Genomic DNA, 1,357 nt, shown 5'->3' with positions numbered 1-1,357 from the left:
TGCGACAGCTGTTCGGAGCTTGCCGACAGTTCCTGGCTGCCCGAGGAGACATTGACCGAGGCAGAAAGCGCATCGGCAACAACGCCACGCAGACGTTCCACCATGCTCTGAAGTGCGAGACCGAGCGTATCCTTGTCCGAGAGCGGCTTCGGCGTCACCATCAGGTCGCCGTTGGAGATCTGTGAAGCCACATTGGCTGTCTCACGCAGATTGGCGACCATGTTCTTCATCGAGATGCCAAGGGTATCTTTTTCGGAAAGCGGCTGGACATCCAGAGACAGGTCGCCTTCAGAAATCTGCTTGGCAACGAAAGCGGTCTGGCGCAGATTTTCAGTCATCCGGTTCATTGTATCGACCAGGTCCTTGATCTCGTCGTTCGTCCGAACAGAAATCCGTTGGTCGAGGTCTCCGAGAGCGACCGCGCTGGTCGCCGTCTTGACCGTCGTCAGCCCTCTGATCACACTCATCGCAATCCAGATCGCCGATACAATCGATAGAATAATACCCACTACCGAGATTATCAGCAGCGTTGATAATGTGCCCTGAAATGCCTGGTCTGCAGCCTCGTCACCGGTATCAATTGCATCCGAAACCAGCTTTTCGAGATTTTCGGAAAGGCTGTCGAGTTTGTCCGATGCCTCCGTACCCTCAATGCGCTTCAGTTCTATGGCACCATTCAGATCGCCGGCGGTCGCCAGGCTCACAAGTCGATCATTGATTTTGGAATAGGTGTCCCAGAAGGCACGAATTTCCTCCCACTTTGGCTTGTATTCAGCCGGTGCGGAATCATTTCCATCCTGCAGCGCTTTTACAAACTCTGCTCGGGAATCCTCAAGAGAAGACATTGCACGCTTTTTTTCGGCCGCGTCTGTTGCAAGAAGGAGATCCGCTTCTGCAAGACGCATCACGTCAAAAGCTCCTGCGAGTTGGGCAGAGACAGTGCTTTGATGCACAGGACCCGTCACAAGTTCATCTTGCATCGTCGCTACGAGGCTCACTCCTCGAATGCCGAATGCTGCGCAGGTGGCAGTCACAGCGATGAGCAACCCGAATGCTACCGCAAGTTTGGCTTTTATTGTAAAGCGCATATGAAAGTAACCTCCGTTTGGGCAACCCAGCTGTTGGTTTGCACCCGGTTTTAAATTCTGGCGGCGGAACCGTTTCCGCTGCATTTGCCTACTATCAATACTCGTTAGTTTTCCGACCGAAGCGACTTACCGGCGACGGCGCACTGCCGTCAGGATAAAGTCGCTTCGGCAGGTCATCGTTATGCCGACTCTCTGAAATCGTCGTCATCGGAATCTGGTCCGCCCATGGACATGTCGAGGGCGAAGCCACGCGCACGCGCCTGCTGGGC

1 protein-coding gene is annotated in these 1,357 nt (G+C 54.3%); it reads right to left on the bottom strand.

From position 1 onward, the window contains the following. Positions 1-1,088, bottom strand: a 1,088-nt coding sequence (locus tag Q4481_RS24540) for a HAMP domain-containing protein (protein WP_304379057.1), incomplete at its 3' end; no start/stop codon positions are given. Positions 1,089-1,357 lie beyond the last annotated feature (269 nt).

It is taken from the genome of Fluviirhizobium alvei, assembly GCF_030551875.1.
In the GTDB taxonomy this organism is placed as follows: domain Bacteria; phylum Pseudomonadota; class Alphaproteobacteria; order Rhizobiales; family Rhizobiaceae; genus Rhizobium_E; species Rhizobium_E alvei.
The sequence above is the reverse complement of the archived record's forward strand: the minus strand, read 5'-3'. Positions and strand labels throughout refer to the sequence as shown.